This window comes from Klebsiella sp. Lac1, from assembly GCF_009825425.1.
Taxonomy (GTDB): Bacteria; Pseudomonadota; Gammaproteobacteria; order Enterobacterales; family Enterobacteriaceae; genus Klebsiella; species Klebsiella electrica.
Genome location: NZ_VJZJ01000001.1, coordinates 3,133,026 through 3,144,781 on the forward strand (window position 1 = coordinate 3,133,026; position 11,756 = coordinate 3,144,781).

Here is an 11,756-nt window from a genome sequence, read left to right on the forward strand (position 1 = left end):
CTCCTTTAACGACTGATGGCGGCGCCGGCCGCCGCTGCGGACTGCGCTTTGCGCAGGACATAGTAGAGCGCCGCCGGAAGCGCCAGGCCGATGAGCCAGGAGATATCGATACCGCCCAGCATCTTCACAAACGGGCCGGAATAGAATCCACTATCAATAAACGGCGTCTGTACCGCCACTCCGACGAGATAAACCCCGATCCCCGTCACGTTCCACGCCCGGTATTTCCCGTTCGGATCGTTCAGCGCCTCCATGTCTATCGCCTGGTGATTAAAGAAATAGTAATCCACCAGGTTAATCGCGCTCCACGGTGTAAAGAAAGTCAACAGGAATAGCAGGAAGGATTTAAACGCCGACAGGAAAGAGTGCTGCCCAATAATTGCGATACCGGTCGCCAGGGTAATAATCACCGCCAGCACCAGCAGACGCACCGACTGGCTCACGCGCACTCGCTGCTTCCCGCAGCTGTATACCGTCGCCAGGCACATCAGGCTACCGTAGGCATTCAGGGTATTGATAGTCAGTTTACCAAACGCGATGCTCAGATAGAGCAGCGTGGCTATTGCGCCAGTGCCGCCGAGGCCAACGATATAGTCCACCTCATGACCGACCAGTTTTCCCTGAGAGAGCGCGGCAGCCAGCACCCCGACGGTCATGGCGATTTGCGCGCCAATGACCGAACCGCTCCCGACGGCGAAAAAGACCTTCCCGGGAGAGGTGCTGCGCGGCAGATAGCGGGAATAATCGGCAACATAGGGGCCAAAGGTGATCTGCCAGGAGGCCGCAAGGCCGGTGGCGGTTAAAAACGTACTCCAGCTAAAGGGCCGGACACTCAGCAGCTCGTCAATAGCCGGAAAAGAGCTGATTTTCCACAGCAGATAGAGAAACGCGATAATCCCCACCACGCTCGCCAGCTTGCCCAACAGGTGGATCAAGCGATAGCCGACATAAGCGATAACCAGCGTGGCGGCAGCAAAAAGCAGAATGCCGCTGGTTTCCGTGGTATGGAAAACCGCCGAAATCGCCTGACCGGACAGCACCGCCCCGGTGGCGATAAAACCCAGGTACATCAGGCAGACCAGCAGAATCGGCAGGCAGGCGCCGTAGACGCCGAACTGCACCCTACTGCTGATCATCTGCGGTATCCCTAACTGCGGCCCTTGCGCGGCGTGCAATGCCATCACAATCCCGCCAGCAATCTGTCCCAGCATCAGACCGGCCAGCGACCAGAAAACATCCCCGCCGAATACAATAGTTAAGGCGCCGGTGACCATGGCGGTGATTTGCAGGTTAGCCCCCAGCCACAGGGTGAACTGGCTAAAAATGCTACCGTGGCGTTCACTGTCAGGGATGGGCTCAATCGAGCGTGTTTCGATGTATGTGGTGTTGTTATTCATGGCAGCACTCCGGTCAGGGCGAAGGGGATACATTGCCCCCTTCGCCGGAGAAATTAATCCGCAATCATTGGCAGGTTGAGTCCTTGCTCTCTGGCGCATTCAATCGCGATGTCGTAACCCGCATCCGCATGGCGCATCACGCCGGTGGCCGGGTCGTTGCTCAGCACCCGGGCGATGCGTTCCGCCGCTGCATCGCTGCCGTCGCAGACAATGACCACGCCGGAGTGCTGGGAGAAGCCCATCCCTACGCCGCCGCCATGGTGCAGAGAAACCCAGGTCGCGCCACTGGCGGTATTCAGCAGCGCGTTCAGCAACGGCCAGTCGGACACTGCGTCGGAGCCGTCCTGCATCGCTTCGGTTTCGCGGTTAGGGCTGGCAACGGAGCCGGAGTCAAGATGATCGCGGCCAATCACTACCGGTGCCGACAGCTCACCGCTGCGGACCATTTCGTTAAACGCCAGGCCCAGACGGGCGCGTTGCCCCAGACCGACCCAGCAGATGCGGGCCGGCAGCCCCTGGAAGCTGATGCGCTCTCTGGCCATATCCAGCCAGTGGTGGAGGTGTTCGTCGTCGGGGATCAGCTCTTTGACTTTCGCATCGGTGCGGTAGATATCCTCCGGATCGCCGGAAAGCGCCGCCCAGCGGAACGGGCCAATCCCCCGGCAGAACAGCGGACGAATATAGGCGGGAACAAAGCCTGGGAAGTCAAACGCGTTTTCCACCCCCATCTCTTTCGCCATCTGGCGGATGTTGTTGCCGTAATCGAAGGTGGGAATGCCCTGCTGCTGGAAGGCGAGCATGGCTTTAACGTGTTCAGCCATTGAGGCTTTCGCCGCGTGGATAGTCTCCACCGGGTGGGACTGCGCGCGAGCGCGGTAGTCTTCCCAGCTCATGCCCAGCGGCAGATAGCCGTTAAGGGGATCGTGTGCGCTGGTCTGGTCGGTCACCATGTCCGGGCGCACGCCGCGTCTTACCAGCTCCGGTAAAATTTCCGCGGCGTTGCCATGCAGCGCGATGGATACCGCTTCTCCTTTTGCGGTATAGCGGGCGATGCGGGCCAGGGCATCATCCAGATCGCTGGCCTGCTCATCGACATAGCGGGTACGCAGACGGAAGTCGATACGCGACTGCTGGCATTCAATATTCAGCGAACAGGCTCCCGCCAGGGTTGCGGCCAGCGGCTGAGCGCCGCCCATGCCCCCCAGACCCGCGGTCAGCACCCAGCGTCCGCGCAGGCTACCGTTATAGTGCTGGCGCCCGGCTTCCACAAACGTTTCGTAAGTGCCCTGAACAATGCCCTGACTGCCGATGTAGATCCATGAGCCGGCCGTCATTTGCCCGTACATCGCCAGACCTTTTGCATCAAGCTCGTTGAAGTGCTCCCAGTTTGCCCAGTGCGGCACGAGGTTCGAGTTGGCGATCAGCACCCGTGGGGCGTTGTCGTGGGTTTTGAAAACCCCCACCGGTTTACCGGACTGGATCAACAGCGTTTCATCATCATTGAGCTGCTTCAGGGTCTCAACGATCTTGTCGTAGCATTCCCAGTTGCGCGCCGCCCGGCCAATACCGCCGTACACCACCAGCTCTTTGGGATTTTCGGCGACATCGGGATCCAGGTTGTTCATCAGCATGCGCAGCGGCGCCTCTGTGAACCAACTTTTTGCGTTCAGCTTAGTGCCTCGCGGGGCTCTGATTTCAACATCGCGAAAACGGGTTGCTTGTTTACTCATGCGCTTCACCTTCTTATCCGTTGCCTGATTCATGTTACTTGACTGTTAAATTTGTGATTAACACTTTAATTGTATATACATGATAAGCATATTGGATGCCAGGTTAGCAATTAATTTATAAAATTAAATAAATTCAATAAATTAATGTAAAAACATAAAAATATGCTGCGCAAGACCTCGCGGATCACACCATGATGATGAGCCATAATGGTGCAAAAACATACCTCAACGCATTATTTTTGTGCAACAAAACATCACAAAAAGATAACATCAATGCATTTTCGACCCCGCCATGACCTCTCACCTCGCTAAAAATTGCGCGACCAGAAAACACTGCAAATAACTAAATAGTTGTTTTTAAATGACTAAATAGTCATTATTTTGCAGTAACCTCTGGTAATGGCACAAGTTTTGCTAGTTGTACATACAAGATTATACATAACAGCATTTGTCGCATGATTCCCCTGCATACGGGAACACAACACACAACAATCAGAGGCGTGAAGATGATTACCTTCCAGAATGTGACTAAGCACTACGGCAACGGTTCGGTCGTAGTAGACGGCCTTAGCCTGGTAGCGCCGGGAGGCAAAATTACGGTATTTGTCGGCCCTTCGGGCTGTGGAAAAACCACCTCATTGCGGATGATCAACCGCTTAGTGGAGCCGTCATCGGGCCGAATCCTGCTTAACGGCGAAGCCACCGAGCAAATGGATATCGTGCAACTGCGCCGCCGTATTGGCTATGTCATTCAAAACGCTGGTTTATTTCCCCACAAAAACATTATCGATAATATTGCCACCACCGCGATTCTCAACGGCGCCGCCAAAAGTAAAGCCAGAGCCAGAGCCGGGGAATTGCTGGAAGTCGTCGGTCTGGATCCGCAAATCGCCAAACGCTTTCCCTGGCAGCTTTCCGGAGGCCAGCAGCAGCGCGTGGGCGTCGCCCGCGCCCTGGCGGCCGACCCGGAGTTTATGTTGATGGACGAACCGTTCAGCGCGGTCGACCCGGTGGTTCGCGAACAGCTGCAGGAAGAGTTTTTGCGTATTCAGAAAGAGGTGAGCAAAACCATCATTATGGTCACTCACGATATTGATGAGGCGATGAAGCTCGGCGACCTGGTCGCGGTACTCAAACCCGGCGGCAAACTGGCGCAGATGGCCTCCCCAGGCAAACTGCTCAATACGCCGCAAAACGCCTTTGTGGCGGACTTTATCGGCAAAGACAGAGGCTATCGCAAACTGAGTTTCCACTCCGCCAACACCGGAACCGCGTTACGCAACGAGCCCTATGCCGAGCTGGACTGTTCCTTCGAGCAGGCCAAAGAGATGGCCATCGACCGCTGGCTGTTGGTTACCCAAAACGGCAAAGCGTTTGGCTGGTTCGACACCCATCAGCCGGCAACGGCGATTACGCTCGACAACATCAATCTGGGGGCGACGTTCCACCAGCAGGGAAGCCCGTTGCGCCATTTGCTGGACGCTGCGCTGAGTTCTCCCAACCACCGGGCCGTGATCGTCGATGAACGGCAAATCCCGCAGGGGACTATCCACCTCGATCAGGTACTCGATATGTGTAAATCCACGCGCCAGGAGGGAGCATGAGATTCGATTGGCTATGGGCGCAGAGCGATAAAATCTTCAACCTGCTTCTCTGGCACAGCTATCTCTCGATTGTGCCGGTAGTGATAGGGTTAATTCTGGCGATCCCGGTGGGCTGGGGCATTCACAACCTGCCATCGGTCAAGTCGGCGATCATTAACCTGTTTGGCCTGCTGTATACCATTCCGTCCCTGGCGCTGTTTGTGCTGCTGCCCCCGCTGCTCCACACACAGATACTGGACCCCATTAATGTGGTGGTCGCTCTGACCATCTACAGCTTTGCGCTGCTGGTTCGCACCGTCTGCGACGGGCTGGACTCCGTATCGGCCGATACTCGTCAGTCCGCGGCGGCGCTCGGCTATAAGCCCGCTCAGCAGTTTTTCCAGATTGACCTGCCGCTGGCCGTGCCGGTGATTGGTTCCGGCCTGCGCGTGGCCGTGGTGTCTAACGTCAGTATCGTTTCCGTCGCGGCGTTGATCGGCGCGCCGCAGCTCGGCTCGCTGTTTACCCAGGGATTCCAGCTGCAATTTCTGACCCCGATCATCGCTGGGATCGTACTCAGCATCATTCTGGCGCTGCTGCTGGATATTCTGGTGGTTTACGCCACTCGTCAACTCAGCCGCTGGCAACCTCAGAGAGGATAATTATGCTTACCTGGTTCCTGGATCCGACCCACTGGTTTGGCGAGGGCGGCATTTTCCCCCTCCTGGCGCAGCACATCAGCTATAGCGTTGTCGCGCTGGCGATCGCCTTTATCATCGCGTTTCCCGTCGGCTGTTACACCGGCCATACCGGCAAAGGGGAAGGGCTGCTCATCGGTACCACCAACGCCCTGCGCTCCCTGCCCTCATTTGGGCTGATTATTCTGCTGGTGATTTTACTTTCCGGCGAGTTTGAGTCCGATATGGCGTTTATTCTGCCCTGTATTCTGGTGCTGGTGGCGCTGGCGCTCCCGCCGATTGCCCTGGGCGTGCATGCGGGTATCCGCTCGCTCGATCCCTATGTCCTTGATGCCGCTCGCGGCATGGGGCTGACGCGGCTGCAGATCCTGCTACAGGTAGAGTTGCCCTGCGCGCTTCCGCTGATCCTCTCCGGCGTGCGCAGCGCCACGTTGCAGATTATTTCAACCGCCACCATCGCAGCCTATGTCTCGCTGGGGGGATTTGGACGTCTGATTATCGACGGACGCGCGGCGAACGATTTCAGCCAGATGACCGCCGGCGCCATGCTGGTGGCGCTGCTGGCTTTACTGATCGACTGCTTGTTCTCTTTCTCGCAAAAAATGGTCGTTTCACCCGGTATTACCCGGCGTATTAAAAACTAATAACCTCACTCCACCGATCAAAAGGGTATTTACGATGAATATGAAAAAAAGTGTTTTGACGCTGTGTTCGGCTCTGCTGCTGTCGGCGACCTCATCGGCCTGGGCCGCGCCGAAAGTCATTGTCGGTTCTGCGGACTTCCCGGAAAGCCAGCTGCTGGGCACCATTTATGCGGGAGCGTTAGAAGCGCAACACATCCCGGTGGAGAAAAAGCTCAATATCGGCAGCCGCGAGGTGTATATCCCGGCGCTGCTGGACGGCTCCATCACGCTAATCCCGGAATACAGCGGCGCGCTGTTGAGCTATCTGGATGCGAAAAATGAGGCCCACGGCAGCCAGGACGTCGCCAGAGAGCTGGCCGCTAAGCTGCCAGAGAAGGTCAAAATGCTGGAGATCTCCCAGGCTCAGGATATCGACGTTCTGGCCGTGACGCAGAAAACCGCCGATAAATATAAACTGAAAACCATCGCCGATTTACAGCCGGTTGCCAGCCAACTGGTGCTGGGCGGCCCGGCGGAATGGAAAACCCGCCATGAGGGGCTCTCCGGCCTGCGCGAAGTGTACGGGCTGAACTTTAAGAGCTTTAAAGTGCTGGACGTCGGCGGACCGCTGACGCTCAGCGCCATGAAAAATAACCAGGTCCAGGTAGCCGATCTGCTTTCAACCTCGCCCGCAATCAAAAAAGATCGCCTTGTGGTGCTGGAAGACACCAAACATCTGTTCGCGGCGCAAAATATTGTGCCCATCGTCGCCAGCGCGGCGCTGAATGACACCGTGACCACTACCCTGAATAAAGTCTCCGCCCAGCTAACGACGGAAGATCTGATCGACATGAACGAGCAAATTGCCGAATTTGTCAGCATCGACGATATCGCGCATCAGTGGCTGGTAAAACACGGATTTAGCCAATAAGGTCACCGACATGACAACTACCCTGAACGGCAGCATTACCCTCGGGCAGGCGCCAGGCACTGTGGATGAGATAGTGCGGATTGCCGACGGCGCGCCGATCGCGCTGGAGCAGGCCGCGCTGGATAATATGGCGCGAGTCAGCAGCCGTATTCAGCGCGCCATTGAACAAGGTCAGGTGATCTACGGGCTGACGACCGGCGTTGGCGATCTGGTCACCACCCGGCTTTCCCCGGACAAGATGACGGATACGCAGTTGAATATGCTGCGCAGCCACGCCTGTGGCGTCGGGCCGGATCTGACGGTGCGTGAAGTGCGAGCCATGATGGCGGTGACGTTAAAATCCCTGTTGCAGGGATACAGCGGCGTCACCCCGGCGCTGGCGCAGCGTATCGCCGAGATGCTGAACCGGCAGGTGACGCCGTGGTCACCCGCCAGCGGCTCCGTCGGTTACCTGATAGCCACCGCCCATATCGGCCTTGCGGTCTTCGGCGAAGGCAAATGCTGGTATCAGGGAGAACTGCTCCCGGCGCAACAGGCGCTGACACGGGCGGGTATCCCGCCCTATGCTCCCGCTCCCAGAGAGGGTCATGCGTTGGTTGGCGGCACCTATGAGACAACCGCGCTAGGCTGCCTGGCCGTGGCGGATTTCCAGCGCCTGCTTCCCGTCGCCGATATGGCGGGCGGGATGGGACTGGAGGCCATGCGGGGCAACACGCGCGGCTACGATGCCCGCCTGCACTCCCTGCGCCCTCATCCCGGGCAGCAGGAAACCGCGCAAAACCTGCGCCGTCTGCTGAAAGGCAGCGAGATCCTGGAGCGTTATCGCGACCACCGGGTTCAGGACGCGCTGAGTTTACGCTGTATCCCCCAGATCCACGGCGCGGTGCGCGACCAGCTGGCCCACTGTCGGCAGATTATGACCACCGAACTCAATTCGGTGACCGATAATCCGCTGTTTCTGGTTGAAGAAGACCAGCTTATCGTGATGCCCGGAGGCAATGGCCACGGCGCGCCAACGGCGCTGGCGCTGGATGCGCTGGCCGTTGCCATTGCCCAGTTGAGCACCGCTTCCCAGGCCCGCTGCGACCGCATCACCAACGCGCATCTCAGCGGACTGCCGGCCTTTCTTGTCTCGCCGGGTTCGGGGTATTCCGGGATGATGATCCCACCTTACGTTGCCGCTGCGCTGGCGGGCGATAACCGCAGTCTGGCTGGCCCGGCCAGTATCCACACGGTATCCACCTGCGCCGGTCAGGAAGATCATGTCAGCATGGGGGTTGCCGCCGCGCGTAAAGCGCTTAAAGCGGTGGAGAACGCAGTGGATATCGTCGCCATCGAGCTGCTGTGCGCCTGCCAGGCGCTGGAGTTCCATCGCCCGCTGCGTGCCGCCGTGGGCAGCGAAGCAACGCTGGAGAGAGTGCGTCAGGCGGTGCCGTTCCGGGATAAAGATACGCTACTCTACCCGGATATACATGCGCTACGCGCCCTGATTAATCAGGGCGAACTCAGTGCGATGCTACTGGCATTGTGCGAAGAGGAGTAACAACAGCACGCCTCGGAAGGAGTCTGCGGCGTGATTAAAGGGGAAGCAGAGCGATGCGGGCCAGACGCGCGCCTGGAGTGTCCTCGATAACCAGCGTCACCGCCTCATCCACCAGCAGGCTGTCGTAATGTTCCAGTAAATAGTGCCGATCGCCGGCGTTCACCCGCAACGCGGGCCCGGCATTAAACAACACCCGCAGTCCGCCCTGATGCGACCACGTTCCCGCTCCGCACCAGCTCACCGTCGCCCGGAGGGCGGCTTCCCGGTAAATCACATTAAAATCCAGCAGCGGCCCGCCGACAATCTCACAAGATACGCCGCTCGCACCGTTAAATCCCAGCGCCTGGAAAGGCGCAATCAATGCGCTGCGCTGCCCATCGATCGTCAGGTACATCCCCTCGCCTTCCAGCACGCTGATATTGCGCAGGTAGCCGGGAAACGCGGAGAACGGGCCAGGCTGGCGAATGGTCGCCAGGGAAATACGCCAGTCGTATTCCCCCTCTTGCGGATAGCGGGCCACTTCGCGCGTTACGCCCTGGCCGTTTTTCCAGGGCATTTCCGTATACTGCCGGGCGAGGAGCAGACGAATCATTTGCGCATGCTCCCTTCCAGGCGGTAACGCGGGCCGGGATAGACCAGGCGCACGCTGGTGACGATTCTCTTCTCCTGGCGGCCGGTCCACGTCCGACGATTGACCAGCAGGCAAGGCGTATGTTCATCGATTTCCAGGTAGACGCATTCGGCCCGTCTGACGTTGACCGCTTCAATCACGTGCTCGCCTTCAACAATCGGCGCAATCGAGGAGAGGTAGGCGTTAGGCGTGATGCGGGTGAAATCCTGCTGCAGATAATCCGGCACCACCTGCATATTCACCAGCCGGTCTTCCAGCATCACCGGTACGCCATTTTCATAATGGCAAATCAGCGAATGGTACAGACCGCATCCCTGCTGCATGCCGAAACTGAACGCCTGCTGAGCATCGGCTTCGATTTCCGTCAGCCTGAAGACTCTGGCGTGGTGGCGATGGCCACGGCTGGCTATCTCGTCGGCGATATTGTTAATGTCCAGCAGCGCCGACTGGCCGCGAATTTCGGCGACAAAAGTACCGACCCCCTGCATCCGCACCAGCAGTCCTTCCGCCGTCAGTTCCCGCAGCGCGCGGTTAATCGTCATCCGGCTATAGCCAAACAGATTGACCAGTTCGCTTTCAGAAGGGACACGGTAATTCACGGGCCACGCCCCGCTGTGGATCTTGGTTTTGATCATCGCCTTTACCCTTTCATAAAAGGGGGCAGGATGTTCAGGTAACTCATCCATGAAATCCGGATTTGACAGGTCACTGTGCGCCATTAACCATTCCTCATATGCTGACGTTGTCAGTTTACTCTATGACCTATTAGATGTATATATATGTACATGTATATACATTAACAATACGCTGAAAACAGGGTGATACTATGGCAGTCTGGTTGGCAGAAAAAGCGCTGTTGCCTGATGGCTGGGCAAATAATGTCGGCATAACCGTATCCGAAGAAGGCATCATTACCGCGCTGGAAAAAAACGCGGCGCCGAATCCGCAGGCGACGCGCATCAAAGGGGTCGTCGTGCCGGGTATGCCGAACCTGCACTCCCATGCCTTCCAGCGGGCGATGGCCGGGTTAACGGAGGTGGCGGGAAACCCGTCGGATAGCTTCTGGACCTGGCGGGATCTGATGTACAGGCTGGTAGATAAAATTACGCCAGAACAGCTGGAAACCATCGCCAGCTACCTGTACATCGAAATGCTCAAAGCCGGGTACACCTCGGTCGCCGAGTTCCACTATCTGCATCACAGCAGCAGCGGCGCGCCTTATGAAGAGCGGACGGAATTAGCGCTGCGTATCGCCAGCGCAGCCAGACATACCGGCATCGGCCTGACGCTGCTGCCCGTGCTGTACAGTTACGCCGGGTTTGGCGCGCAGCCGCCTTCCGCCGGTCAGCGCCGCTTTATCAACGACAGCGATAGCTATCTGACCATGTACGAGTCGCTCACCGCGCGACTCGCCGGCGAGCCGATGCAGCGTACCGGCCTGTGTTTCCACTCCTTGCGGGCCGTTACGCCGGAGCAGATCGGCACTATTCTGGCCTGCCATCCTGGCCAGCAGCCGATTCATATTCATATCGCTGAACAGCAAAAAGAGGTGGATGACTGCCTGGCCTGGTCCGGCGAGCGCCCGGTAGAGTGGCTGTACAACCATCTGCCGGTGGATGCGCGCTGGTGTCTGGTCCACGCCACCCATCTGACGCCTCAGGAAACGATGAAGATCGCCACTTCCGGCGCGGTGGCCGGCCTATGCCTGACCACCGAAGCCAATCTCGGCGACGGCGTGTTCCCTGGCCCCCACTATCTGGAGCATAACGGTGTCTGGGGGATCGGTTCGGACAGCCACATCAGCGTCAGCGTCAGCGAGGATTTACGCTGGTTCGAATACGGGCAGCGCCTGGTCGCCCAGCGCCGCAACCGACTTACCGTTCCGGGCGAGCCTCACGTCGGTAACGTGCTGTATCAAGGGGCGCTCCGCGGCGGCGCCAGAGCGCTGGGCCAGAACATCGGCCAGCTAAGCGTAGGCTACCGGGCCGATCTTCTGGTACTGGATAGCGAGGATCCGTTCATCGCCAGCGCAGAAGACAGGATGCTGCTCAACCGCTGGCTCTTTGCCTGCTCGTCAAACCCTATTCGCGCGGTGATGACCGGCGGGCGCTGGGTGATTGAGGATGGCCATCACCGTAAAGAGGAGTCTATCGCTCAGGCGTTTATTCAGGTGATGAAACAGCTGGCGGCCTGACACGAAACAAGCCGCTTCACCGACGGCGAAGCGGCCTGGTCTCTGTACGGGCGGGACGAGCGACGGGCTTAGATTGCCTCGTCGTCTTCTTCCCCGGTACGAATACGAATCACGCGGGCGACGTCAAAGACGAAGATTTTACCGTCACCGATTTTACCGGTCTGCGCCGTGCGGATAATGGTATCCACGCAGGTATCAACGATATCGTCAGTAACCACAATTTCGATTTTCACTTTCGGCAGAAAATCCACCATGTACTCCGCACCGCGGTACAGCTCGGTGTGGCCTTTCTGACGGCCAAAGCCCTTCACTTCCGTAACCGTCATCCCGGTGATGCCGACTTCGGCCAGCGCTTCGCGCACGTCATCCAGTTTGAAAGGTTTAATAATCGCATCAATCTTTTTCATGGTTTTCCTGTCTTAGAGC

At 58.0% G+C, this 11,756-nt stretch carries 11 protein-coding genes; 6 read left to right on the top strand and 5 right to left on the bottom strand.

The features are described 5' to 3' along the window. Positions 1-5: 5 nt before the first annotated feature. The gene (locus tag FNY10_RS15190; RefSeq protein ID WP_160703024.1) at positions 6-1,397 is read right to left on the bottom strand and encodes a cytosine permease; all 1,392 of its coding nucleotides are present in this window, start codon (positions 1,395-1,397) and stop codon (positions 6-8) included. Between the two features lie 53 nt (positions 1,398-1,450). Beyond that, the gene (hutU, locus tag FNY10_RS15195; RefSeq protein ID WP_100683346.1) at positions 1,451-3,127 is read right to left on the bottom strand and encodes a urocanate hydratase; all 1,677 of its coding nucleotides are present in this window, start codon (positions 3,125-3,127) and stop codon (positions 1,451-1,453) included. Positions 3,128-3,633: 506 nt separating this feature from the next. Here hutU and FNY10_RS15200 point away from each other — a divergent pair. From FNY10_RS15200 to FNY10_RS15220, 5 genes are read left to right on the top strand one after another with little or no spacing between them, the layout of a single operon-like run. After that, complete coding sequence (locus tag FNY10_RS15200; RefSeq protein ID WP_100683347.1) at positions 3,634-4,731, top strand: ABC transporter ATP-binding protein; 1,098 nt, start codon at positions 3,634-3,636, stop codon at positions 4,729-4,731. Then, complete coding sequence (locus tag FNY10_RS15205; RefSeq protein WP_131048752.1) at positions 4,728-5,372, top strand: ABC transporter permease; 645 nt, start codon at positions 4,728-4,730, stop codon at positions 5,370-5,372. The genes FNY10_RS15200 and FNY10_RS15205 overlap by 4 nt, the downstream gene beginning before the upstream one ends. Before the next feature lie 2 nt (positions 5,373-5,374). Next, complete coding sequence (locus tag FNY10_RS15210) at positions 5,375-6,052, top strand: ABC transporter permease (protein ID WP_160703026.1); 678 nt, start codon at positions 5,375-5,377, stop codon at positions 6,050-6,052. A 34-nt stretch (positions 6,053-6,086) separates the two neighbouring features. Then, entirely contained in the window at positions 6,087-6,962 is an 876-nt protein-coding gene (locus FNY10_RS15215; protein WP_100683350.1) for an ABC transporter substrate-binding protein, read from the top strand. A 10-nt stretch (positions 6,963-6,972) separates the two neighbouring features. Beyond that, the gene (locus FNY10_RS15220) at positions 6,973-8,505 is read left to right on the top strand and encodes an aromatic amino acid ammonia-lyase (protein ID WP_160703028.1); all 1,533 of its coding nucleotides are present in this window, start codon (positions 6,973-6,975) and stop codon (positions 8,503-8,505) included. A gap of 34 nt (positions 8,506-8,539) precedes the next feature. On the opposite strand, the gene FNY10_RS15225 is transcribed toward FNY10_RS15220, so the two are convergent. Further along, positions 8,540-9,097 (bottom strand): HutD family protein, encoded by a 558-nt coding sequence (locus tag FNY10_RS15225; RefSeq protein ID WP_160703030.1) that lies wholly within the window; start codon positions 9,095-9,097, stop codon positions 8,540-8,542. After that, positions 9,094-9,855 (bottom strand): histidine utilization repressor, encoded by a 762-nt coding sequence (hutC, locus tag FNY10_RS15230; RefSeq protein WP_100683353.1) that lies wholly within the window; start codon positions 9,853-9,855, stop codon positions 9,094-9,096. Before hutC ends, FNY10_RS15225 begins: the two co-directional genes overlap by 4 nt. Before the next feature lie 107 nt (positions 9,856-9,962). Between hutC and FNY10_RS15235 the strand changes: the two genes are divergently transcribed. Further along, entirely contained in the window at positions 9,963-11,330 is a 1,368-nt protein-coding gene (locus FNY10_RS15235; protein ID WP_160703032.1) for a formimidoylglutamate deiminase, read from the top strand. Positions 11,331-11,398: 68 nt separating this feature from the next. On the opposite strand, the gene glnB is transcribed toward FNY10_RS15235, so the two are convergent. Beyond that, positions 11,399-11,737, bottom strand: coding sequence for a nitrogen regulatory protein P-II (glnB, locus tag FNY10_RS15240; RefSeq protein WP_041146740.1), 339 nt, complete (start codon positions 11,735-11,737; stop codon positions 11,399-11,401). Positions 11,738-11,756: the final 19 nt, after the last annotated feature.

Coding starts and splice junctions, on each gene's coding strand:
- FNY10_RS15225 (WP_160703030.1), bottom strand. CDS start 9,097: ATGATTCGTCTGCTCCTCGCCCGGCAGTATACGGAAATGCCCTGGAAA.
- FNY10_RS15190 (WP_160703024.1), bottom strand. CDS start 1,397: ATGAATAACAACACCACATACATCGAAACACGCTCGATTGAGCCCATC.
- glnB (WP_041146740.1), bottom strand. CDS start 11,737: ATGAAAAAGATTGATGCGATTATTAAACCTTTCAAACTGGATGACGTG.
- FNY10_RS15235 (WP_160703032.1), top strand. CDS start 9,963: ATGGCAGTCTGGTTGGCAGAAAAAGCGCTGTTGCCTGATGGCTGGGCA.
- FNY10_RS15200 (WP_100683347.1), top strand. CDS start 3,634: ATGATTACCTTCCAGAATGTGACTAAGCACTACGGCAACGGTTCGGTC.
- FNY10_RS15205 (WP_131048752.1), top strand. CDS start 4,728: ATGAGATTCGATTGGCTATGGGCGCAGAGCGATAAAATCTTCAACCTG.
- hutC (WP_100683353.1), bottom strand. CDS start 9,855: ATGGCGCACAGTGACCTGTCAAATCCGGATTTCATGGATGAGTTACCT.
- FNY10_RS15215 (WP_100683350.1), top strand. CDS start 6,087: ATGAATATGAAAAAAAGTGTTTTGACGCTGTGTTCGGCTCTGCTGCTG.
- FNY10_RS15220 (WP_160703028.1), top strand. CDS start 6,973: ATGACAACTACCCTGAACGGCAGCATTACCCTCGGGCAGGCGCCAGGC.
- FNY10_RS15210 (WP_160703026.1), top strand. CDS start 5,375: ATGCTTACCTGGTTCCTGGATCCGACCCACTGGTTTGGCGAGGGCGGC.
- hutU (WP_100683346.1), bottom strand. CDS start 3,127: ATGAGTAAACAAGCAACCCGTTTTCGCGATGTTGAAATCAGAGCCCCG.